Origin of the sequence: Micrococcus sp. TA1 (assembly GCF_014199555.1) — a bacterium.
Taxonomy (GTDB): Bacteria; Actinomycetota; Actinomycetes; order Actinomycetales; family Micrococcaceae; genus Citricoccus.
The window spans coordinates 2,343,048-2,365,186 of record NZ_JACHNW010000001.1 but is presented as its reverse complement, the minus strand read 5'-3'; the positions used below and the strand labels follow the sequence as shown (position 1 = coordinate 2,365,186).

At 71.4% G+C, this 22,139-nt stretch carries 21 protein-coding genes; 16 read left to right on the top strand and 5 right to left on the bottom strand.

Features of this window, described 5'->3' with window-relative positions; genetic code table 11:
- Positions 1-9 precede the first annotated feature (9 nt).
- The 7 genes from GGQ69_RS10395 to proC all read left to right on the top strand — a co-directional run bounded on the left by GGQ69_RS10395 (position 10) and on the right by proC (position 8,926).
- Positions 10-906 (top strand): rhodanese-related sulfurtransferase, encoded by an 897-nt coding sequence (locus GGQ69_RS10395; RefSeq protein ID WP_183527754.1) that lies wholly within the window; start codon positions 10-12, stop codon positions 904-906.
- 5 nt (positions 907-911) lie between these two features.
- Positions 912-2,489, top strand: a complete 1,578-nt coding sequence (locus GGQ69_RS10390; RefSeq protein WP_183528568.1) for a methyltransferase — start codon at positions 912-914, stop codon at positions 2,487-2,489.
- Between the two features lie 45 nt (positions 2,490-2,534).
- Positions 2,535-3,182, top strand: a complete 648-nt coding sequence (locus GGQ69_RS10385) for a MarR family transcriptional regulator (RefSeq protein ID WP_183527752.1) — start codon at positions 2,535-2,537, stop codon at positions 3,180-3,182.
- 75 nt (positions 3,183-3,257) lie between these two features.
- Entirely contained in the window at positions 3,258-6,005 is a 2,748-nt protein-coding gene (gene topA / locus GGQ69_RS10380; RefSeq protein WP_183527750.1) for a type I DNA topoisomerase, read from the top strand.
- A gap of 2 nt (positions 6,006-6,007) precedes the next feature.
- On the top strand, positions 6,008-7,036 hold the full coding sequence (locus GGQ69_RS10375) for a Ppx/GppA family phosphatase (RefSeq protein WP_183527748.1): 1,029 nt from the start codon (positions 6,008-6,010) through the stop codon (positions 7,034-7,036).
- Between the two features lie 208 nt (positions 7,037-7,244).
- Positions 7,245-8,108 (top strand): sugar phosphate isomerase/epimerase, encoded by an 864-nt coding sequence (locus tag GGQ69_RS10370; protein ID WP_221243722.1) that lies wholly within the window; start codon positions 7,245-7,247, stop codon positions 8,106-8,108.
- An 8-nt stretch (positions 8,109-8,116) separates the two neighbouring features.
- Positions 8,117-8,926 (top strand): pyrroline-5-carboxylate reductase, encoded by an 810-nt coding sequence (gene proC, locus GGQ69_RS10365; RefSeq protein ID WP_183528564.1) that lies wholly within the window; start codon positions 8,117-8,119, stop codon positions 8,924-8,926.
- Here proC and GGQ69_RS10360 read toward each other — a convergent pair.
- Positions 8,923-9,594 carry a TrkA family potassium uptake protein gene (locus GGQ69_RS10360; protein ID WP_010143119.1) on the bottom strand — a complete coding sequence of 224 codons (672 nt, stop codon included), beginning with the start codon at positions 9,592-9,594 and terminating at the stop codon, positions 8,923-8,925. The two genes, proC and GGQ69_RS10360, sit on opposite strands and share 4 nt — an antisense overlap.
- A complete protein-coding gene (locus GGQ69_RS10355) occupies positions 9,587-11,011 on the bottom strand; it encodes a TrkH family potassium uptake protein (protein WP_370577168.1) in 1,425 nt (474 codons plus the stop codon). Before GGQ69_RS10355 ends, GGQ69_RS10360 begins: the two co-directional genes overlap by 8 nt.
- Before the next feature lie 172 nt (positions 11,012-11,183).
- Between GGQ69_RS10355 and GGQ69_RS10350 the strand changes: the two genes are divergently transcribed.
- From GGQ69_RS10350 to GGQ69_RS10330, 5 genes are all read left to right on the top strand, one after another.
- Positions 11,184-12,413 carry an acetoin utilization protein AcuC gene (locus GGQ69_RS10350; protein WP_183527744.1) on the top strand — a complete coding sequence of 410 codons (1,230 nt, stop codon included), beginning with the start codon at positions 11,184-11,186 and terminating at the stop codon, positions 12,411-12,413.
- A gap of 169 nt (positions 12,414-12,582) precedes the next feature.
- A complete protein-coding gene (locus GGQ69_RS10345) occupies positions 12,583-12,774 on the top strand; it encodes a helix-turn-helix domain-containing protein (RefSeq protein ID WP_050813571.1) in 192 nt (63 codons plus the stop codon).
- A 137-nt stretch (positions 12,775-12,911) separates the two neighbouring features.
- On the top strand, positions 12,912-13,010 hold the full coding sequence (locus GGQ69_RS10340; RefSeq protein ID WP_005504750.1) for a 30S ribosomal protein bS22: 99 nt from the start codon (positions 12,912-12,914) through the stop codon (positions 13,008-13,010).
- Positions 13,011-13,087: 77 nt separating this feature from the next.
- Positions 13,088-13,342, top strand: a complete 255-nt coding sequence (locus GGQ69_RS10335; protein ID WP_298045142.1) for a glutaredoxin family protein — start codon at positions 13,088-13,090, stop codon at positions 13,340-13,342.
- On the top strand, positions 13,339-14,016 hold the full coding sequence (locus GGQ69_RS10330) for a redox-sensing transcriptional repressor Rex (protein WP_183527740.1): 678 nt from the start codon (positions 13,339-13,341) through the stop codon (positions 14,014-14,016). Before GGQ69_RS10335 ends, GGQ69_RS10330 begins: the two co-directional genes overlap by 4 nt.
- A gap of 283 nt (positions 14,017-14,299) precedes the next feature.
- On the opposite strand, the gene GGQ69_RS10325 is transcribed toward GGQ69_RS10330, so the two are convergent.
- From GGQ69_RS10325 to GGQ69_RS10315, 3 genes are all read right to left on the bottom strand, one after another.
- A complete protein-coding gene (locus GGQ69_RS10325; RefSeq protein ID WP_370577087.1) occupies positions 14,300-15,358 on the bottom strand; it encodes an IS110 family transposase in 1,059 nt (352 codons plus the stop codon).
- A 177-nt stretch (positions 15,359-15,535) separates the two neighbouring features.
- On the bottom strand, positions 15,536-17,059 hold the full coding sequence (locus tag GGQ69_RS10320; protein ID WP_183527738.1) for a DUF222 domain-containing protein: 1,524 nt from the start codon (positions 17,057-17,059) through the stop codon (positions 15,536-15,538).
- Between the two features lie 289 nt (positions 17,060-17,348).
- Complete coding sequence (locus tag GGQ69_RS10315; protein ID WP_183527736.1) at positions 17,349-18,173, bottom strand: hypothetical protein; 825 nt, start codon at positions 18,171-18,173, stop codon at positions 17,349-17,351.
- Between the two features lie 113 nt (positions 18,174-18,286).
- Here GGQ69_RS10315 and GGQ69_RS10310 point away from each other — a divergent pair, with 113 nt between their 5' ends.
- From GGQ69_RS10310 to GGQ69_RS10295, 4 genes are all read left to right on the top strand, one after another.
- A complete protein-coding gene (locus GGQ69_RS10310) occupies positions 18,287-18,955 on the top strand; it encodes a histidine phosphatase family protein (RefSeq protein WP_183527734.1) in 669 nt (222 codons plus the stop codon).
- Between the two features lie 108 nt (positions 18,956-19,063).
- A complete protein-coding gene (locus GGQ69_RS10305) occupies positions 19,064-19,702 on the top strand; it encodes a TlpA disulfide reductase family protein (RefSeq protein WP_183527732.1) in 639 nt (212 codons plus the stop codon).
- Between the two features lie 8 nt (positions 19,703-19,710).
- The gene (locus GGQ69_RS10300) at positions 19,711-20,478 is read left to right on the top strand and encodes a cytochrome c biogenesis CcdA family protein (RefSeq protein ID WP_183527730.1); all 768 of its coding nucleotides are present in this window, start codon (positions 19,711-19,713) and stop codon (positions 20,476-20,478) included.
- A 110-nt stretch (positions 20,479-20,588) separates the two neighbouring features.
- On the top strand, positions 20,589-22,136 hold the full coding sequence (locus GGQ69_RS10295) for a cytochrome c biogenesis protein ResB (protein ID WP_255459663.1): 1,548 nt from the start codon (positions 20,589-20,591) through the stop codon (positions 22,134-22,136).
- Positions 22,137-22,139 lie beyond the last annotated feature (3 nt).

Genomic DNA, 22,139 nt, shown 5'->3' with positions numbered 1-22,139 from the left:
CTTGGAGCGGTGAGCCAGTCCAAGATCGCCCTCTACTACCGCTTCGCCCCCGTGGCCGACCCCGAGGCCGTGCGACTCTGGCAGCACGCCCTGGCCGAACGCTGGGGACTGACCGGCCGGATCATCGTGGCCCCCCACGGCATCAACGGCACGGTCGGCGGGCCGATCGACGCGGTGAAGCAGTACGTCAGGACCACCCGGACCTATCCGCCGTTCGCCGGCCTGGAGGTCAAGTGGTCGGACGGGTCCGCCGAGGACTTCCCCCGGCTCTCCGTGAAGGTCCGGCCCGAACTGGTCGCCTTCGACGTCCCCGGGGAGGTCACCGTCACCGCGGACGGGGTGCGGGACACGGGCACCCACCTGGACCCACAGGCGCTGCACCGCCTCGTCGCCGAGAAGCGCGACGCCGGCACCCCCGTGGTGTTCTTCGACGGGCGCAACGCGGTGGAGGCCAAGATCGGCCGGTTCCGCGACGCCGTCGTGCCGGACACCACGACCACGCGCGACTTCGTGGCCGAACTGGACTCCGGCAAGTACGACCACCTCAAGGACCAGCCGGTGGTCACCTACTGCACCGGCGGCATCCGCTGCGAGGTGCTGACGGCCCTGATGCACCACCGCGGCTTCGGCGAGGTCTACCAGCTGGATGGCGGGATCGTCCGCTACGGCGAGGCCTTCGGGGACGCCGGGCTGTGGGAGGGCTCGCTGGCCGTCTTCGACCGCCGGATGCGCGTGGAGTTCTCCGACCAGGCCGCCGTCGTCGGCCGCTGCAGCCTGTGCGGGACGCCGACCGCCGAACTGCGCAATTGCGCCGATGCCTCCTGCAAGACGCTGGACACCGTCTGCGACGGCTGTGCCGAGGCCGCCCCGGACCGGGTCTGCGCGGTATGCACAATGGACGCATGACCCAGATGCACGAACCCCCGCCGCCCGGCCGGGACCGGGACGCGATCACCCGCCTCGCGGCCGGCCTGCGCGCCCTGCCCTACACCACGGACGCGGTCGGGGACCTGCTCGGGGAGACGGCCGGCGCCGCGCTGGACCGCGAGCAGGCCGAGCCTGCCCGGCGGCGCGTGGCCCAGGTGCTGGACGACGACGGCGCCCCCGCCTCCCAGCGCGCGCTCGCCGCCGTCGTGTCCTGCTGGATGCTCGGCGACGCGGTGCCGGTCGCGGCGCTGGACGCCGCGCTGCCCTCGCTGGGCGCCGGCGGGGCGGTGGGACTGAACCTCGGCCGGATCGGCGAGGGGCACTTCCACCCCGTCGTGGACCTGTCGCCCTACTCCGCGGATGACCTCGGCGAGGCGTGGATCGCCAGCGACCAGACCGCACTGCAGACCCGCGGCGTGCTGCCGCCCTGGCACGTCCTGGGCATCGGGCGGGCCTCGTTGACCCTGGCCGGGAACGTCATCCGCCGGCCGGTCGCCCGGGCCCTGGACCTCGGGGTCGGCTGCGGCATCCAGACCCTGCACCTGCTCGCGCACGCCGGGCACGTCACGGCCACGGACCTGTCCGGGCGCGCCCTGGACTTCACCGCCTTCAACCTGGTGCTCAACGCCGGGGCGCTGGGCCTGGACCCGGACGAGGACCCCTTCGCCCCGGGCGGGCGGGTCACCCTCCGGGCCGGGGACCTGCTGGACCCGGTGGCCGGGGAGCGGTTCGACCTGGTGGTCTCCAACCCGCCGTTCGTCATCACGCCGCGCACGGCGGGCGACGCGGACGGCATCAACACCTACCGCGACGGCGGCCGGGAGGGAGACCGGCTGCTCGCCGACCTCGTGCGCCGGCTGCCGGGCCACCTGGAACCGGGCGGGACGGCGCAATTGCTGGGCAACTGGGAACTCCACGACGCGGACGGCGGCTGGGACGCCCGGTTGCGCGACTGGATCCCGGCCGGCACCGACGCCTGGCTCATCCAGCGCGACGTGGCCGATCCGGCCCGCTACGCCGAGACGTGGCTGCAGGACTCCTCCGAGCAGTACGACCCGGCCGGCTACGCGGCCGGTTACCGGCGCTACCTGGAGGACTTCGACGCCCGGGGCGTGGCCGCCGTGGGGTTCGGTTACCTGTGGCTGCGCCGCCCGGAGGCCCCGCGGGCCGGGCGGGTCCGGGCCGAGGACCTCCAGGGCGAGCTGCAGCAGCCCCTGGGCCCGGCCTGGGGCGCGGCGGTGCAGCGGTGGGACCTCGTGGAGGGGCGGCCCCTGGCCGGACTGCACGTGCGGGTCCCGGCGGACGTCACGGAGGAGAGGCACCAGCGGTTCGGCGCCGAGCACCCCGAGGTCATCCTGGCCCGCCAGGGCGGCGGGTTCCGCCGGGTGGCCCACCTGGACACCGCCACCGCCGGTTTCCTCTCGGCGGCGGACGGCGAGTTCACCGTCGGCCAGCTGACCGGGGCCGTCGCGGGGCTGCTGGAGCTGGACGCCGAGGCCGAGGGTGCCCTGACGGAGGCCGTGCGGCACCTGCTCCTGGAGGGGTTTCTCGAGGCAGTGTGAAGCACCTCACGCGAAATGTGAAACACCTGCCTAGAATGTCTGTCCATGACCGAACTTGAGACCGCTCCGGCCCCCGGGAGCGAGTCGGACCAGGGCGGGCGCCGGCCCGTCGTCATCTCCGACCCGCAGGCCATCCGGGCGCTGGCCCACGAGGCCCGGCTGGAGGCACTCGAGGAGCTGTACGCGTCCCAGTCCACCCGCACGGCCACCGAGCTGGCCTCCCGCTGCGGTCTCTCGCCCTCGGCCATGAGCTACCACCTGCGCGCCCTGGAGAAGTACGGCTTCGTCGAGCGTTCGCCCTCGGAGGGGGACGGCCGGGAGCGGCGGTGGAAGGCCGCCGGGTACTCCCTGCTGGTGGACTCGCTGAACCACCCCCCGACCTCCAAGCTGGCGTTCATCGACGTCCAGCTCAACACCTTCCGCGACCGGATCATGAAGGAGGTCGCCCGCCGCGAGGCGGAGGACAAGGAGGCCGAACGGTCCGCGGAGGTCCGCCGTCCGCCGGTGCTGTCCACCGGGATGATCTTCGTCGACTCGCAGCAGCGGGCGGAGTTCCAGTCCCGCCTGGCGGCCCTGATCGACGAGTTCGAGGAGCTCAACCCCGCCTCGGAGCGTTCCGTGGACGCCGAGCGCGTCTACTACCTGGTCTCCGTCCTCGCCGACGCGGCGCCCGGCCCCGCCGACACGGCCTGATCCGGCAGCGGTCGCCGGTGCCGTTACATTAGAGGGGCACCGGGCGGTCCGCCCGGCGACCGAGAAGGAGCCTGAGTGTCAGAGAAGGTCGACGGGACCAAACTCGTCATCGTGGAGTCCCCCGCCAAGAGCAAGTCCATCGCCAAGTACCTGGGCGAGGGATGGGTGGTGGATGCCTCGGCCGGTCACATCCGGGACCTCCCGCAGCCCTCGGACCTGCCGGCCGACATGAAGAAGGGCCCGTACGGCAAGTTCGCCGTGGACACCACCAACGGCTTCGAGCCCTATTACGTGGTGTACCCGGACAAGAAGAAGCGGGTCACCGAGCTCAAGCGCGAGCTCAAGGACGCCTCCGCCCTCTACCTCGCCACGGACGCCGACCGCGAGGGCGAGGCCATCGCCTGGCACCTGCTGCAGGAGCTCAAGCCCAAGGTCCCCGTCTACCGGATGACCTTCACGGAGATCACCAAGGAGGGCATCGCCCGCGGCCTGGAGAACATCCGCGAGATCGACGCCGACCTCGTGGACGCCCAGGAGACCCGCCGCATCCTGGACCGGCTCTTCGGCTACGAGATCTCCCCGGTGCTGTGGCGCAAGGTGGCCCGTGGCCTGTCGGCAGGTCGCGTGCAGTCCGTGGCCACCCGGCTCGTCGTCGAGCGCGAGCGCGAGCGCATGGCGTTCGTCCCGGCCTCGTACTGGGACCTGGACGGCACGTTCACCGCACAGGAGGGCCCCGGCGCGGGGGAGTCCTTCACCGCCCGGCTGGCCACCGTGGACGGCCGGCGGATCGCCAGCGGCCGGGACTTCACGGACCGCGGGGTGCTCAAGGACTCCGCCGAGGGCAAGGTCGCCACGCTGACCGAGGCCACCGCGACCGCCCTGGCCGAGGGCCTGCAGGGCGCGGCGTTCACCGTGGACTCGGTGGAGGACAAGCCCTACACCCGCCGCCCGGCGGCCCCGTTCACCACCTCCACGCTGCAGCAGGAGGCCTCGCGCAAGCTGCGGTTCTCCTCGCGGGTCACCATGCAGGTGGCGCAGCGGCTGTACGAGAACGGCTACATCACCTACATGCGTACGGACTCGGTGATGCTCTCGGACGAGGCGATCACCGCGGCCCGCCGGCAGGCCACGGAGCTCTACGGCCCGGAGTCCATCCCGCAGGCCAAGCGCGTGTACAAGGCGAAGAACGACTCGGCGCAGGAGGCCCACGAGGCCATCCGCCCCGCCGGTGACTCCTTCCGCACCCCCGGCCAGGTCTCCGGTGCGCTGCGCGGGGACGAGTTCCGCCTCTACGAGCTGATCTGGAAGCGCACCATCGCCTCCCAGATGGCCGACGCCAAGGGCTACACGGCCACCGTGAAGCTCTCCGGGACCGCCACCGGCGGCGAGGTCGCCGGGTTCACGGCCTCGGGCACGGTCATCACCTTCCCCGGCTTCCTGGCCGCCTACGAAGAGGGCCGGGACACCGAGTCGGAGAAGCCGGAGGGCAAGGACAAGCGCCTGCCGGACCTGGCCGCCGGCCAGTCCCTCACGGGCCGGGACGTCATCGCCTCCGGCCACGAGACCAGCCCGCCGCCGCGGTACACCGAGGCGTCCATCGTCGCCGAGCTGGAGAAGCGCGAGATCGGCCGGCCGTCCACCTACGCGCCGACCATCTCCACGATCATGGACCGCGGTTACGTGACCAAGCGCGGCAACGCCCTGGTCCCGTCCTGGACGGCCTTCAGCGTCATCCGCCTGCTCGAGGAGCACTTCGGCCGGTACGTCGACTACGACTTCACCGCCCGTATGGAGGACGACCTGGACCGGATCGCCGCCGGTGAGCTCCAGCGGGAGGCCTGGCTGCAGGCCTTCTACTTCGGCGCGGAGTCCGGCACCGAGGGGCTCAAGGCCGTGGTGGACAACCTGGGCGACATCGACGCCCGGGCCGTGAACTCCATCCCCGTGGCCGAGGGCATCACCCTGCGCGTGGGCAAGTTCGGCCCCTACCTGGAGAAGGACCTGCCGGCGGACGCCCCGGAGGGCACCGACCCGGAGCGCGCCAACGTCCCCGAGGACCTGGCCCCGGACGAGCTGACCCCGGCCAAGGCCGAGGAGCTGTTCGCCACCGCGGGGCCCTCGGAGCGCGTGCTCGGGGTGGACCCGGAGAGCGGGCGCACGATCGTGGCCAAGGACGGCCGCTACGGCCCCTACGTCACCGAGGTCATCGAGGAGATGACCGAGGAGCAGCTGGAGGCCTGGATGGAGGCCCAGCCCACCGAGTACTACAAGAACGGCAAGCCGAAGCCGAAGAAGAAGCCGGCCAAGGTCAAGCCGCGCACCGGCTCGCTGTTCAAGTCCATGTCCCTGGAGACGATCACCCTCGAGGACGCCCTGAGGCTGATGAGCCTGCCGCGCGTGGTGGGCCAGGACGCCGAGGGCACCGAGATCACCGTGCAGAACGGGCGTTTCGGCCCCTACCTGAAGAAGGGCACGGACTCCCGCTCACTGGAGTCCGAGGACCAGATCTTCACCATCACGCTCCAGCAGGCGCTGGACATCTACGCCCAGCCCAAGCAGCGCGGCCGCGGGGCGGCCAAGCCCCCGCTGGCGGAGTTCGGCGAGGACCCCGTCTCGGGGAAGAAGGTGGTCGTCAAGGAGGGCCGCTTCGGGCCCTACGTGACGGACGGCGAGACGAACATCACCGTGCCGCGGGCGATGGACCCGGAGTCGCTGACCGCCCAGCAGGCCTACGAGCTGCTGGCGGACAAGCGGGCCAAGGGCCCGGCGAAGAAGCCGGCGCGCAAGCCGGCGGCGCGGTCGAAGAGCACGGCGAAGAAGTAGCCATGCGCCTGGGTGTGCTGGACATCGGCTCGAACACCGTCCACCTGCTGCTGGTGGACGCCCACCCGGGTGCCCGTCCGTCCGCCTACGCGGACCACAAGCGCTCACTGTCCCTGCTGCAGCACCAGGACGATCAGGGACGGATCAGGGCCTCCGGCCAGGACGCCCTGGTCACCTTCATCCAGGAGGCGGTGCGCTTCGCCGTGGCCAACGGGGCCGAGGACCTGATCGCGTTCTGCACCTCGGCCATCCGCGAGTCCGCCAACGGCGCCGAGGTCCTGGACCGGGTCACCCGCGAGACCTCGGTGCACCTGACCGAGCTCTCGGGGGACCAGGAGGCGGCCATGACCTACTTCGCGGTCCGCCGCTGGCAGGGCTGGGACGTGGGGTCCATCCTGAACTTCGACATCGGGGGCGGCTCGTTCGAGATCGCCTACGGCACGGACGAGCTGCCCAGCTACGCGGCGTCCATCCCGCTCGGCGCCGGCCGCCTGACCAGGGACTGGCTGCCCGCGGACCCGCCCACCCCCAAGTCCGTCAAGAAGCTGCGCAAGTACGTCCGGGTCACCATGGCCGAGGCCGCGGGCGGCTTCCCCGCGCTGACGGCCCCCGTGCTGGTGACCGGCACCTCCAAGACCTTCCGCTCCCTGGCCCGGATCACGGGGGCGGCGCCGCTGGCCGCCGGGCCGTTCGTCAAGCGGCACCTGCGGATCGAGGACCTCAAGCTCTGGGTCAACCGGATGGCGGCCATGACGGCGGCGGAGCGGGCCGGGCTGCCCGGGGTCTCCGAGGTCCGCGCGGCCCAGATGCTCGCGGGCGGGATCGCCGCGGAGGCCGCGATGGAGCAGTTCGGGATCGCGCAGCTCGAGATCTGCCCGTGGGCACTGCGCGAGGGGCTGATCATGCGTAGGCTGGATGCCTTGGTCCAGGAGGGAATCCTGGGCCAGGAGGCGGTCCGGGGTGTCGGCAACGTCCGGCTCAACCCGGACCCGATGCTGCCGGGCTTCTCCGTGGGGGTGACCGTTGACTGAGAGCGCTGAAGAGATCGCCGCACGCGCGGAGCAGGCCGCCGCGGCCGCGGCCGCCGAGCGGGAGTCCGACGCCGAGCGCCACACCGGTCCCTGGGGCGGGGCCGTCGCCGAACGCGAGTCCCGTCCGGCCCGGGTGCGTGAGGGCGCCACCGCCACGCTGGGCGGAGCCGCCCGGCCCGCCCTCGGTCCCGGCCGGCTGGCCGCCGCCCTGGAGTCCACGCGCCAGCCGCCCGGCACGCCCGACGTCGGGCCCCAGGTGCCGCGGGACATCCCCGTCACGCTGTCCTCGTCCTCCGTGTTCCCGCTGGGCACCCAGGACGTCTTCGCCACGGCCGAGGACCTCGGCTACGACGCCGTGGAGGTCATGGTCACCCACAACTCGTGGTCCCAGGACGGGCTGCTGCTGAACCGGCTGGCCCAGAAGCACCGGATGCCGATCCACTCGATCCACGCCCCCACCCTGCTGTTCACCCAGCAGGTGTGGGGATCGGCGTGGAACAAGCTGGCCAAGAGCGCGGACCTGGCCCGGGAGGTCGGGGCCGAGATCGTGGTGGCGCACCCGCCGTTCCGCTGGCAGGGCAACTACGCCTCCGGCTTCGCGGCCGGGATCGAGGAGATCATGGACGCCACCGGCGTGAAGATCTGCGTCGAGAACATGTACCCGTGGCGCGCCGGCGCCCGCGAGGCCAAGATGTACCTACCGCACTGGAACCCCGTCTCGCAGGCCTACGAGCACGTCACGTGGGACTTCTCCCACGCGGCGATCGCCCAGGAGGACTCCCTCGAGGCCTTCCAGGTGCTGGGGGAGCGGCTGCGCCACGTCCACCTCACCGACGGCACCGCCAACGGCAAGGACGAGCACCTGCTGCCCGGTGACGGCGACCAGCCGGTGGCCGCCTGCCTCGAGTTCCTCGGCGAGACCGGCTGGGACGGCGCCATCTGCGTGGAGGTCGGCACCCGCAAGGCCAAGTACGCCGGCCAGCGCGAGGAGATGCTCGGCTACTGCCTCGAATACGCCCGCAACCACCTGGCCGTCGGCGTCGAGCGCGCGGCCGCAAGGAGTGCCCAGTGAAGATCGCGATGCTCGGACTCGGCAACATGAACGGGGCCATCCTGGCCGGCATGCTGGCCGCCGGGACGGACCCGGCCGGGGTCTGCGCCACCGTCCACTCGGAGGACAGCGCGCGCGCCGCGGAGGAGCGCCACGGGATCGCCGTGAGCTGCACCGAGCGGGATCCCGAGGCGAACCGCAACGCCGCCTCGGGGGCCGACGTCGTGGTGCTGGGCGTGAAGCCCAGGTACATCCGGACCCTGTGCCGGGAGATCTCGACCGCGCTGGCACCGGAGACCGTGGTGGTCTCCGTGGCCGCGGGGATCACCACCGCGGCGATGGAGGAAAGCCTGCCCGAGGGCCAGCCGGTGGTGCGCACGATGCCGAACACGCCGCTGACCGTGGGGATGGGCGCCGTCGGGCTGGCCGGCGGCCGGACCGCGACGGAGGAGCACCTGGAGATGGCCGAACGGCTGTTCGCCGGCTCCGGCTCCGTCCACCGGGTGGCCGAGGACCAGATCGACGCCGTGGCCGCCGTCTCCGGCTCCGGACCGGCCTACGCGTTCCTGCTCGCCGAGCTGATGGCGGCCGGGGGCGTGGAACTGGGCCTGGACGAGCCGCTGGCGAAGGAACTGGCCCGGTCCACCGTGGCCGGCGCCGGGCGGATGCTGGCCGATCCGGACGTGGACCCGGCCGTGCTGCGGCGGGCCGTGACCAGTCCGAACGGCACCACCGAGGCGGCCGTCGAGTCGTTCCTGGACGCCGGACTGGCCCGGCTGATCGCGGACGGCATGCGCGCCTCCGCGGAGCGCGGGCGGCAGATCAGCCAGGAGAACTAGGGCCGGGCCGCGAACCGCTCCAGCAGGTCGGTGTGGCCGGAGACGATCAGGGTGTCCCGGGGGCCGACCTTGGTGTCCGGCTGCGCGTAGGTGAAGTCCTCGCCCGGGGTCTTCACCCCCACGATCGTCACCCCGTACTTGGCGCGGATGTTGGACTCGGCCAGGGTGAAGCCCACGGCCTCGGTGGGCGGGTACATCTTGACGATCGCGAAGTCATCGTCGAACTCGATGAAGTCCAGCATCCGTCCCCCGACCAGGTGGGCGGCGCGCACGCCGGCATCGTGCTCGGGGAAGATCACGTGGTGGGCACCGATGCGGCGCAGGATCTTGCCGTGGGCCGGGGTGATGGCCTTGACCCAGATGTGGTCCACGCCCAGGTCCACGAGGTTGACGGTGATCAGCACCGAGGACTCGATCGAGGTGCCCACGCCCACCACGGCCGTGGCGAACTCCTGGGCGCCGAGCTGGCGCAGGGTCTCGATGTCCGTGGCGTCGGCCTCGACCACGTGGGTCAGGGACCCGGCCCACTTCTGCACGAGGGCGGGGTCACGCTCGATCGCCATCACCTCGCGTCCCTGGGCCACGAGCTGCTCGCCCACGGCCGCGCCGAAGCGGCCCAGGCCGATCAGCAGCACCGGAGCATGGGGGTCCGGACGGTTCTCAGCCAATGATCGGCCTTTCCTCGGGATACCGGAACAGGTTGCGCCGCTGGCGCAGGGCCAGCGCGGACGCGAAGGTGATCGTACCAACGCGGCCGGAGAACATCAGTGCCGCCAGCACGTACTTGCCCGAAGGCGGCAGCTCCTCGCTGAGGCCGGTGGTCAGGCCGCACGTGCCGAACGCGGACAGCACCTCGAACAGCGGCCGCTGCAACGACTCGTCGGCGATCGCCACGAGGGCCATGGTGCCCACCAGCACGAGGGTGGCGCCGAGCGCGAGGACGGCGATGGCCACGCGCAACGACTCGGGGACGATCGTGCGGCCGTGCGCGGTGACCTCCCGGTCGCCGCGGGCCTCGGCCACGATGGCCAGGAACATCACGGCGATCGTGCTGACCTTGATGCCGCCGGCCGTGGAGGCCGAGCCGCCGCCGGCGAACATCAGCGCATCGGTCAGCAGCAGCGTCTCGGGGGACTGGGCGTTCATGTCGAACACCGCGAAGCCGCCGGACCGGGGCATGACGGAGGTGAACAGGGCGTACTGGATGCGGCCGGCCGGCCCGAACTGGCCCAGGGTCTGGGCGTTGTTCCACTCGAAGATCCCGATCAGCACGGCCCCGCCCACCAGGAGGGCCAGGGTGGTGTTGACGGTGAGCTTGGTGTGCAGGTTCCACCGGGAGTAGTGCCACCGCTGCTGCATCAGGACCATGACGACCGGGAAGCCCAGGGCCCCGGCGAAGACCCCGACCATGATGGTCCAAATGATCCAGGGGTCGCCCATGAAGGACTCCAGGCCGTCCACGTGCAGCACGAAACCGGCATTGTTGAACGAGGACACGGCGTAGAAGACGCCATTCCACAGGCCCTCCCACAACGAGCCGGTGTGCACCATGAAGCGCGGGACCAGCACGAGGGCCAGGAGGCCCTCGAGCGTCAGGGAGGTCAGCACGACCACCCGCAGCAGCGAACCGACCTCGCCGATCCGGCCGGTGGTCATCCCCTCCTGGGTGATGAGCTTGGAGCGCACGCCCAGCCGCTTGGACACCGCCAGGGAGAGCAGTGCGGCCATGGACAGGATGCCCAGACCGCCGACCTGGATCGCGACGAGGATGATGGCCTGGCCGAGCAGGCTCCAGTGCTCGGCGGTGTTGACGGTGGTCAGTCCCGTCACCGAGACGGCCGAGGTGGCCACGAACAGCGCGTCGTGGAACGGGGTGACCCGTCCGCTCTGGGTGGCTGCCGGCAGCGAGAGCAGCGCCGTGAACAGCACGGTGACGAGGGCGAACGCCGACAGCGCGGCGCGCGCGGGGGAGGCGCCGGCGACGGTGGAGACCAGCCTGCGCAACCGCGTCGCGGCGCCGCGCAGCCCGGCCGGGACGTCCACGGGGGCCAACGGGCCGCGGGGCACGGAGGCCGGGCGGACCATGGGGCCGGACGACGGCGTCGGGATCCGTCCCGCGGCACGCCGCCGGGGCCTGGGAACGGGTATCTGCCGGGTCACGTCCACCATCATCCTCCATCGACCGCTCATGTCACCGGAAGGCGGGGTGAGCGTCATGACGAGCGCGTCCCAGGCCGGGAGGCCTAGTCTGTCAGTGATGACCAGCACATCCCCTGATCGCGTTCCCGCCGCCGTCGTCTGGGACGAGGCGCTGCTGAAGTATGAGTTCAGCAGGGCCCACCCGATGGCGCCGGTCCGCCTGGACCTGACGCACCGGTTGGCCGAGGCGCTGGGGCTGATGGACCGCGAGGGCCTGCGGATCATCCGTCCCGAGGTGGCCTCCGACGAGCTCCTGGCCTCCGTCCACGATCCCGCGTACGTCCGCGCGGTGCGCTCCGTGAGCTCGGGCGAGGTGGAGCACCGGCGGGACATGGGACTGGGCAGCGATGACAACCCGGTCTTCCCGCACATGCATGAGGCGGCAGCCCGCATCCTCGGCGGTTCCGTGGCCGCGGCCGAGGCGATCTGGGCCGGCGAGGTCAGGCACGCGGTCAACATCGCCGGCGGCCTGCACCATGCGGCACGCGGCCAGGCCAGCGGATTCTGCGTCTACAACGACTGCGCGGCGGCCATCCAGCGGCTGTTGGACCTGGGCGCCGAGCGGGTGGCCTACGTGGACCTGGACGCCCACCACGGGGACGGCGTGGAGTCGATGTTTTGGCACGACCCGCGGGTGCTGACGATCTCCGTGCACGAGACGGGGATCTCCCTGTTCCCGGGCACCGGCTTCGCCAACGACGTCGGCGGCCCGAACGCGCAGGGCACCGCCGTGAACGTGGCCGTGCCCCCCGGGACCGGGGACTCCGGGTTCCTGCGCGCCGTGCACGCGGTGGTGCCCCAGCTGTTGCGGGTGTTCGCCCCGGACGCCCTGGTGACCCAGCACGGGTGCGACGGTCACCGGGAGGATCCCCTGACGAACCTGACGATGTCCGTGGAGGGCCAGCGTCAGCTCGCCCTGGACGCCGCGGACTGGGCCGCCGACTTCGCCCACGACCGCTGGCTGGCCACCGGAGGCGGGGGGTACAGCCCGTTCTCCGTGGTGCCCCGGACCTGGAGCCACCTGCTGGCGGTGGCGACCGGCCGGCCGGTGCGCACGGACGCTGAGATCCCCGAGGCGTGGCGTCGGTACGCCGCCCGGGCCGCGGGGCTGGATCTCTCCCAGACCCGGGAGCAGGGCGGGATCCCGCACCTGATGTCGGACGGCGTGGACGTGTGGTGGCGTTCCTGGGAGGTCGGCTACGACCCCTCGGACGCGATCGACCAGACGATCATGGCGACCCGCAAGGCGGTCTTCCCGTACCACGGACTGGATCCCTGGTTCGACTGACCCGCCGATGAACACTCTGATCCTGTGCACGCCGTGACTAGAGTGTGGCGAGTATTCGACAGGACGCCCGAGGATGCCCCGTCTGGGAGGGGGGCGGGCGTCGGTCGACACCAGTGGAAAAGAGGAACACACCGTGGGTGATGCCGGTACCTTCGCCGAAGCGCGATTCATGACCGTCACGGAGGTGGCGGAGATGATGCGGGTGTCTCGTATGACCGTCTACCGCATGATCCACGCCGGTGAACTCCCCGCCGTCCGCTTCGGGCGCTCCTATCGGGTGCCCCAGGCCGCCGTGGAGGAGATCCTCCAGACCGGGACCACGGAGGTCCGTGTCACGGGCACGGAGGACCACCGCGGCTGATCGCCGCCGCCCCAACGCACACGGTTCGTTCCCCGGGCCCGGGTCAGGGTAAGGTGTTAGGGAACGTTTTGACCTATGACGCCGGATCGTCAGCAGTCGTCTGCTGGCGGTTCACCAACCAAGCAAGAGGTTTCCCTATGGGTTCTGTGATCAAGAAGCGCCGTAAGCGTATGTCCAAGAAGAAGCACCGCAAGCTGCTTCGCAAGACCCGTCACCAGCGCCGCAACAAGAAGTGAGCTGAGTCTCCGCTCGTTTCCGGGGCCGTCCCGCCGCAAGGCAGGACGGCCCCGTTGCGTCTGCCTACGATGACGGGGTGAAGAGTTCTCCTGATGTGGTCCTGCTGGTCAAGGACGGTTGCCACCTGTGCGCCGACGCGGTCGCCGTGGTCGAGGAGGTCTGCGGCCGGCTGGGTGTGCCCTGGCGGGAGGTGGACATCGCCGGGCAGCCGGACCTGGCCGCGCGCCATGCCGAGGAGATCCCGGTCCTGATGGTGGACGGTGTCCAGCGCGACTTCTGGCGGATCGACCCGGTCCGTCTGGAACGCCTGCTGGGGGCGGACCGCCCGTGACGGGGGGACCTCCCACCGGGTCCGGTCCCGAGGCACGCACCGCGGGACCCTCGCTGTCCCGCCGGACCGTGGGGCGGCTGCCCGTCTACCTCCGTGCCCTGGCCGCCCTGGCCGCCGAGGGGGCCACCCGCGTGTCCTCCGTCGTGCTGGCCGAGCGGACTGGCGTCGGTTCCCCGCTGGTCCGGAGGGACCTGGCCGGGCTCGGACACCTGGGGCGCCCGGGGGTCGGTTACCCGGTGGGGGCCCTCCAGCGGGCGATCAGCCAGGTCCTCGGGCTGGCCGAGGACCAGCCCGTCGTCCTCGTCGGCGCCGGTCACCTCGGTTCGGCGCTGGCAGGGTATGACGGCTTCGTCGAGCGGGGACTGCGCATCTGTGCCGTGCTTGACGCCGATCCCCGGGTGATCGGACAGGCCCGCGGTCCCAGCGTGGTCCGGTCCATGGACGACCTCGAGGAGGTGGTGTCCGACACCCGTGCCCGGCTGGCGATCCTGGCGGTGCCCGCGGGTGCCGCACAGTCCCTGGCGGACCGCCTGGTCGCTGCCGGGATCCAGGGGGTGCTGAACTTCGCACCCGTGGAGTTGACCGTCCCGCAGGGCGTGTCCGTCCGGGCCGTGGACCTGTCCACCGAGCTGCAGATCCTGGCGTTCCACCAGGCTGCACTTCATGTCGACTGATATGTAGTGGACGTCTGTCAAGTGGCAGGGTGAGGCGCCCGTCCCCGATCGTGGGGCGGGCGCCTCTTGCTTCGCCTTCCGAGTCCGGTGAGCGTGTCAATGATCGACGCGCGGTCAGACTGATATGCGCGGGTTGGATACCGCAGGACGGGGTGTTCGGCAGGAGCGGGATCGCGTGTCTAGAGTCGAGCGTCGCCGGGCCTGGCCCGGTTGCTCATAGTCGAATCGCGGGTCGCTCCAGGCGCTGCCACCGGCACCACGAGAGACGAAGCAGTCTGTGGGTTCAGTCGCCCATCACGGCCAGCGACCAGCACCAACCGGCCAGTTCCCGGGCCACGGCGACGTTGGCCACCGTGCCCCGTTTGTCGCGGGCAAGGAACCGCACCCACCTCTCGTGCAGGCGCCGGTTGCCGGCATCGCCGCGGGCCCGGGCCGGCCCCGGGGCCAGGTCCCACCGATCCCGCATGGTCTTGCCGATGGTGTACCGGGCCCGGTGGTGCCAGGCGGCCTCGACCAAAAGCCGGCGCACATGGGTGTTGCCAGCTTTGGTGATCGGCCCCTGAGACCGGGTCTGGCCGGAGGAATGCTCGGAGGGAACCAGCCCGACGAAGGATCCAATGCTGTTTCCGGTGAACCGGTGCCAGTCCCCGATCTCCACGGCCAGGGCGAATCCGGTCAGGGTGGAGACCCCACGCAGGCAACCGAGCCGTCGCACCACCGGGGTGAACTCAGATTCCGCGGCCATCGCCGCGATGTCCTTGTCCAACCGGTTGCGGCGGATCAGAGTAACCATGACCGTTTCATAGTCGGCATCGAAGGCTAACCGAGTCGCACGCTGGAGCAGCTGCGGCTGGGCCTGGTGCACCAGCCAGGTGTGGTGGGCGCCGGTCCACGCCTGGCCGCCGGAATAGACCAGGCCCTGGCGCAGCAAGAGCTTCGAGAGCCGGTGTCGGGCCCGCATCAGATCTCCTCGGCAGTCCTCCCTGGCTCGGACTAAGTCGCGGGCGGCCTCCTGGTCGACGGAAGGCACCGCCACGGGCGTGATCTCATCCAATCTCAGCAACCGGGCCAGGTGCACCGCGTCCTTGGCATCGGTTTTCACCCGGTCGCCGGCCGGGCGTTGCAGCTTCGACGGGGCCACCACCTCACACCGGATCCCCGCTTCTCTCAGCGTCCGGCAGAGACCAAAGCCGGTCGGCCCGGCCTCGTAGGCCACGGCCACCGGACCGGGCAGATCCTGCAGCCAGGAGAGGATGTGCTCGTGCGATGGGGTCAGTCTGGATTGGACGAGCTCTCCCGTGACGCCATCGATCGCCGCTGCCGCGACGGATCGTGCGTGCACATCGAGCCCGACACTCGTACGCTCGGTAAACACCGGGGCCTCCCACAACTGTCGGCAAGGCCGGGCACGGGGCGTCGTGTCCGGTAACCCACGAACCTCTGTGAGTGAGGCCCCGGCCCGCAACCCCTCCACGCCGGAGCGGTCACTACATACCGTCTAGACCCGCCCGCTCGGGTTTCAGGCGGCGTCGAGCAGGGCGATGATCTGCCGGATCGAGAAGTGCAGTGGGGTGAAGCCGGGGAACCGGCCGTGCTGGGGCGGGGGCGGTGACTGACCGGCGTCGACGAGCGGCCGTGTGGGGTGGCGGTAGTGGTGGCCGGTGGGGGTGGTGACCGTGAGCTGGCCGGGGCCGGCGCTGTGGGTCCAGCCTGGGTTCTCCTTGGCGTAGTTGCAGCGTGCACAGAGCCCGGAGGCGTTGTCCCAGCTCGTCTGGCCGCCGGCGGCGTGCGCGGTGGCGTGGTCGAGGTGCTTGATCCTGGCGTTGCAGTACGGGGTGCGGCACAGCTCATCGCGCAGCACGACCATGCGGCGCAGCAGGGCCGGGAAGGTGCGTCTTCGGGAATCCATGGCCACCAGTTGACCGGACTCCGGTGCCGTGTAGAGCCGGCGCAGGAACACGTCCGCGTCGGTGTCGGCGACGATCTGCCGGGCCACCGGGGCGGGAAGGGAACCGTGCCCGGGGACGCGGGCCGGGGTGTCCTCGGTGCCGAGCAGGGCCTGGTCGGTCATCACCAGGTGCACCTCCACCGGGATGGCAGCGGCGGTGACCTGGCCTGTGAGGCGCTCGACCAGGGTGTCGGCCACAACCTGGGCCGGAGTGCGTCCCTCGGCCTCGCCGAAGGCCGCGAGGCGGGCGGCGGACTCGCTCAGGGCACGGTGGCAGGCTGCGGCCTGGGCCAGCGGCAGGGTCGCGGTGAGGGTGGCCATCCCGTGATCTGTGGCCCGGACGGTGACCCGGCGTTCGGCCACCGCGGTGTCGAAATGCTCTGCGGCGGCTGCCGGGTCCTGTTCCACGGCCAGCTCCCGGGCCACCATCGCCAACTGCTGGGCCCCGAGCACGGGCAACCCGTCGACCAGGGCGGTGTCCACCCGGCGCCGGGCGGTGCTCGTGGATAGCCAGGCGGTCTCACGGTGCACCACCCCGGCTCGTTCCTCCGAGATCGACCCCTCCGACAACGCCGTCAGGGTGTGCGTCAGGTCCTCGGACAAGGCGCGCGCCAGGGCCAGTTGCCGAGAGCCGCGGTGCGGGGACTCACCGCGGGCCAGGCCCAACTCCCCACCCAGGCCTCGTCCCCGCCGCTCGACCGGCACCCCGCGGTCGGCCTCGGCGGTGCGGCGTAGGGTGTCCAGGGCGGCCGTCTCACGCGCCTGGGCGGCAGCGCAGGCGGCCTTGAGCTGCTCCAGCACACGGATGCGGTCCACGGCCTCTGCCTCGGTGCCAGCCGGGACCATCAGCCCCAAGGCCATCCGCGCCGCGACCAGTTCCCGGGCCGAGCCCGGCACCGGGGCCGGGCTGACCGGACCGGCGACCACGGTGCCCAGCGGCACCCCGCAGGCCGCCAGGTCTGCCGCCCACTCCGGGGACCCCACCACGGCGCCCCGCAGCTCACTGGCGGGGCCGCCGGCCGGGCCGCTGGGCGACTCACCGGCGGGGCCACGGGTCTGTGCCGTACCGTCCTTCGGACTGTTCTGATCGAACATGTGTACTAATATAGGGAGGCGCGCGGACCTGATAAGCGTCCACGGCAGGACCGGGGACCAACCCGCGTCACGGGTCGTCTGTGGCGTTCCGGGCCCATGCGGCCAGGGGGCCCGCACATCATCCGCAACCCGCCCCGAACAGGCAACGGGCCGGTGGGCTGCACGGGCGTGCGGCCCACCGGCCCGTCAGGACTCTTCACCGGTCCGCGGTCACCGTCGATGTCCCGGCTGCCACCCCTGGCGAGCTTCTAGCTGGGGCCGGACGGCGCCGTCGTCGGGAGTGCTGGTGTCAGCGGCGGAGGGCCTTCTCCCAGGCCTTGCCGCGGAAGTACTCGTTCGACGGGCGCAGGTAGGCGAACACGATGCCCGCCACGCCGAGCGCCACGTAGACGATGCCCAGGCCGAAGGCCGACAGCAACGACATCGCGGCGAAGATGGTGCCGAAGATCCGGGCGACGTTGGACCCCTTGCGGATGCCCGTGGCGATCAGCCAGTACAGGCCCGCGATGAGCACCGTGAACACGATCGCCATCACGCGCACGGAGTCCATGAGCTCGTTGACGTCCACCGTCATGCCGGCGGCCCGGAACTGGGACTCGAGCTCCTCGACCATCTCGGGCGTCAGACCCATGGACGGCGAGAACGCCGCGAACAGCTCGATGACGAGGAAGGCGAGACCGGCCGCGAGGATCAGCCAGTACGAACGGTCGATCTCCTTCGGCCGCTGGACCGGGCCCATCGGCTGCTGTCCCTGCACCGGGTAGCCGTAGGGCTGCTGGGGGTAGGCGGGCTGACCCGGCTGGCCGTAGGGGGGCTGGCCCGGCTGGCCGTAGGGGGGCTGGCCGTAGGCGGGCGAGGGGTACCCCGGCTGGCCCGGCTGATCAGGCTGGCCCGGCTGCGCGCCCGGTGAGGGCTGCTGGGCCTGGTGCTGGGCCAGTTGCTCCGGGGTCAGCCGCACCCCGTAGCGCGGCTGGCCGGCGGCATCCTCGAGCGGCTGACCCGGCTGACCCGGCTGGCCCGGCTGCGGCTGACCCGGCTGCGGCTGACCCGGGTGGGGCTGTCCCGGTTGCGGCTCTCCGGAATCGGGCTGGTCGGGACGGTTCTGCTCGGTCATGGGGGGTGCCTTCCTGGGCGTGGCGCGGTCGCGGGAGTCTGACCCCAACGGTACTGCCACTGGCTGAAGAACGGCTGTCCGGACGGGCCGCCGGCGTCTGCCAGACTGGACGCATGCCAGTAGCGACCGTCCACCTCGTCCGCCACGGAGAAGTCCACAACCCGGACCGGGTCCTCTACGGACGGATCCCGGGCTTCGGCCTCTCCGAGCTCGGCCGGCGCATGGCCTCCGACGTGGCCGACTGGTTCACGCAGCAGGCCGAGCGCACCGGCCGCGCCCCGGCGGTGCTCGTCGCCTCGCCGCTGCAGCGGGCCCAGGAGACCGCCGCGCCGATCGGTGCGGCACTGGGCCTGGACATCGACACCGACGACCGGGTCCTGGAGGCCACCAACCGGTTCGAGGGGCTCTCGGGCGTGGGCAGCCGGTTGCGGAACCCGCGCTACTGGCCGCTCCTGGTTAACCCCCTGCGTCCGTCCTGGGGTGAGCCCTACCGGGCCCAGGTGGCGCGGATGGCCGCCGCGATCCAGGACCTGCGGGACCGTGCCGTGGAACAGGACGGCCCCGGTGCCGAGGCGATCATCGTCTCCCACCAGTTGCCGATCTGGGTCACCCGGCTCTCGGTCGAGGGCAGGCCGCTGTGGCACGATCCCCGCCAGCGCGAATGCACCCTGACCTCGGTCACCTCGCTGCACTTCGACGCCGGGCAGACCGTGCCGCGCGTCGAGTACCGGGAGCCGAACGCGGCCCTGCTCTCCCAGGCCAGCAACCTGCCCGGCGCCTGACCGGCGCCTGACCGGCGTCGGCCAGCTCACAGGATTCCACCAGCTTCTACTACGACCGGTAGAATCCATGGGAAGCCCCCGCCCCCGATGGAAGTTCCCCGAGCACCCATGACAGCCCTGCCCCCGCCCCGTGACTCCCGCGGACCCGCACTGAGCCGACGGAACGTGCTGGCCGGACTGGCCGGTCTCGCAGCCCTGCCGGTGCTGGCGGCCTGCTCCGGCGCGGACGACCCGCTGGCCGCGCAGGCCGGCAACGCGGACGGCAAGAACTACATCGCCGGAGACGGATCCGTGCTGGAGATCGCCGCCGCGGAACGCGGCGAGCCCGTGCGGTTCACCTCCACCCTCTTCTCGGGGGAGACCGTCGACGCGGCCGACCTGACCGGGCAGCCGGCCGTGCTGAACTTCTGGTACGCCGCCTGCGCCCCCTGCCGCATCGAGGCCCCGGACCTGCAGGCCCTGCACGAACAGTTCGAGCCCGCCGGAGTGCGGTTCGTGGGCGTCAACGTGCGGGACACCGCCGGCACCGCGGAGGCGTTCGAGCGCAACTTCGGGATCACCTACCCCTCCCTGGAGGACCGCGGGGGCCAGGTGCTGCTGGCGATGACGGACTACGTCCCCCCGCAGGCCGTGCCGACCACGATCGTGCTGGACCGCCAGGGCCGGGTCTCCTCCCGGATCCTCGGCGTGGCCGAGCCCTCCACGCTCAAGAGCCTGATCACCACCGTGGTGGACGAGCAGGCCTGATCCCTTCCATGCTGCAGGCCGCCACCGTCAACCCCTTCGCCGAGATCGTCATGGACGGCTCGCTGCTGCTGGCCGTGCCCGTCGCCCTGCTGGCCGGGCTCGTCTCCTTCCTCTCACCCTGCGTCCTGCCCCTGGTCCCCGGATACCTCGGGTACGTCACCGGCCTGACCGGCGCCGACCTGCAGGACCAGCGGCGGGGGCGGATGCTGGCCGGGATCGGGCTGTTCGTGCTCGGGTTCTCGGTCGTCTTCGTCCTGGTGGGCATCGTGTTCTCCCAGGTCACCATCTGGCTCCAGGGGGACGGTGAGTGGCTCACCCGGGTGCTGGGCGTCGTCGTGATGGTGCTCGGCGTGGTGTTCATGGGCGGGCTCGCCGTCTTCCAGCAGGACCGCCGCATCCACGCCCAGCCGAGGGCGGGGCTGTGGGGCGCGCCCGTGCTCGGGATGACGTTCGGCCTGGGCTGGGCGCCCTGCATCGGCCCGACCATGGCGGCCGTGCTGGCGATGTCCACCGCCGGGTCCACGAACCCCGGCAAGGGCGCCTTCCTGGCGTTCGTGTACTGCCTGGGCCTGGGGGTGCCGTTCCTGCTGATCGCCCTCGGTCTGCGCCGGGGCATGGGTGCGCTCGCGTTCTTCCGGACCCACCGCGTGGCCGTGATGCGCATCGGCGGGGGACTGCTGATCGTGCTCGGCGCGCTCATGGTGAGCGGGTTGTGGAATGACTGGGTCGTGCAGCTGCAGACCTGGTTCGCCAACGAAGTGAGGCTGCCGATTTGAGCCAGCAGGACAACGTGAGGGTCGTCCGGGACGAACGGACCCGCGAGGACACCCCCCAGAAGCCCGAGGTCGAGCTGCCCTCGCTGGGCTTCACCGGCACGCTGCGGTTCATGTGGACCCAGCTGACCTCGATGCGCACCGCGCTGATGCTGCTGCTGATCCTCGCGGTCGCCGCGGTGCCCGGTTCCCTGTTCCCGCAACGACCGGCCGGTCCCGAGATCGTCCAGGACTACCTCGAGCAGAACCCGGTGCTGGGGGAGTGGCTGGACCGGTTCCAGATGTTCGACGTCTACTCCTCGGTCTGGTTCTCGGCGATCTACCTGCTGCTGTTCGTCTCGCTCATCGGCTGCGTGTTCCCGCGCGCCGTCAAGCACGCCAGGGCGCTCCGCTCGGCCCCGCCGCGCACCCCGCGCCGGCTCTCCCGGTTGCCCGAGTACGGCACCGTGATGCTGGAGCCCGCGGGCCCGTCCCCGGCCGCCGCCGTGGACCAGGCGGCGACGTACCTGCGCAAGCGCGGGTACCGCGTGGAGGTGCGCGAGGAGCCCGACGGCGGCGCCTCCGTGGGCGCCGAGCGCGGCTACGTGCGGGAGATCGGCAACATCGTCTTCCACCTGTCCCTGATCGGGGTGCTGGCCTTCATGGCCGTCGGCTCGCTGCTGAGCTACAGCGGGCAGAAGATCCTCGTCGAGGGGGAGGGCTTCGCCAACACGCTGGTCGCCTACGACTCGTTCACCCCCGGCAGCGCCTTCTCCGAGGACCGGCTGGTGCCGTTCTCGATGTCGCTGAAGAGCTTCGACGCCGTCTTCGACCGCGAGTCGCAGACGCACTACGGCCAGCCGCTGGACTTCACCGCGGTGATGGAGGTCCAGGACGGCACCGACGGGGAGCCCCGGGAGCAGGTCCTGAAGGTCAACCATCCCCTGGACATCCACAACACCCGCGTCTACCTGGTCGGCAACGGCTACGCCCCGGAGGTCACCGTGCGGGACGGCAACGGGGACATCGCCTTCCAGGGGCCGGTGGTGGCGCAGGTCCAGGACCAGGTCTACACCTCGCTGATGGTCATCAAGGCCCCCGACGCGCAACCCGAGCAGCTCGGCTTCGTCGGCTTCTTCCTGCCCACCGCTTACACCGGTGAGGACGGGGTGGCGGTCTCGATCGACCCGGACCTGTACAAGCCCGAGCTGAACCTGAACTCGTACTACGGGGACCTCGGCCTGGACGAGGGCGTGCCGCAGAACGTCTACGTGTTGGACACGGACGACCTCACCGAGCTGAACTCCCGGAGCGTGGACGCCGGCGGCATCACGCTGACCCCGGGCGAGTCCTACGAACTGCCCGAGGGCAAGGGCTCGATCAGCTTCGACGGCGTCAAGCGCTATGTCGGCCTGGACATCCACCACGACCCGGGCAAGTGGGGCGTCGGCTTCTTCGCGATCCTCGCCCTCGTGGCCCTGATCGTGAGCCTGTTCGTGCGCCGCCGGCGCGCGTGGGTCCGTGGCACCACCGGCCCCGACGGGTGCACCATGGTGGAGTACGGGCTGCTGGCCCGCGGCGAGGACTTCGGCCTGCGCGAGGAGAACCTCGCCCTGCGCCGCCAATTCGAACGGATGTGGCCCGTGGTCGCACCCGAGGACACCCAGAACCGACCGGAGTAACCC